The following is a 291-nucleotide window of genomic DNA, read 5'->3' as shown; positions in this document are numbered from 1 at the left end:
GACCGATGTCGGTCTTTGGGTCACCAAGCACATGCGCGACATCTCGCCGGCGGTCTTTATCGGCGGTCTCGAGGGGCTTGGCACCATCGCCGAGGACAAGGCCGTGATCTCGATCGGCGCCGGCGTCACCTACACGGAAGCTTTCGCGACGCTGTCGAAGCGCATCCCGGCGCTCGGGCCGCTGTTCGACCGCATCGGCGGCGACCAGGTGCGCAACATGGGCACCATCGGCGGCAACATCGCCAACGGCTCGCCGATCGGGGACACGCCGCCGCCGCTCATCGCGCTTGG

1 protein-coding gene is annotated in these 291 nt (G+C 68.0%); it reads left to right on the top strand.

Annotated elements, in window-relative coordinates; all coding sequences use genetic code 11:
• On the top strand, positions 1 to 291 hold a 291-nt coding region (locus EN859_RS37165), incomplete at both ends, for an FAD binding domain-containing protein (RefSeq protein ID WP_189502586.1).

This window comes from Mesorhizobium sp. M00.F.Ca.ET.216.01.1.1 (assembly GCF_004010325.2).
In the GTDB taxonomy this organism is placed as follows: domain Bacteria; phylum Pseudomonadota; class Alphaproteobacteria; order Rhizobiales; family Rhizobiaceae; genus Mesorhizobium.
This window is presented reverse-complemented; position numbering and strand designations above follow the sequence as displayed.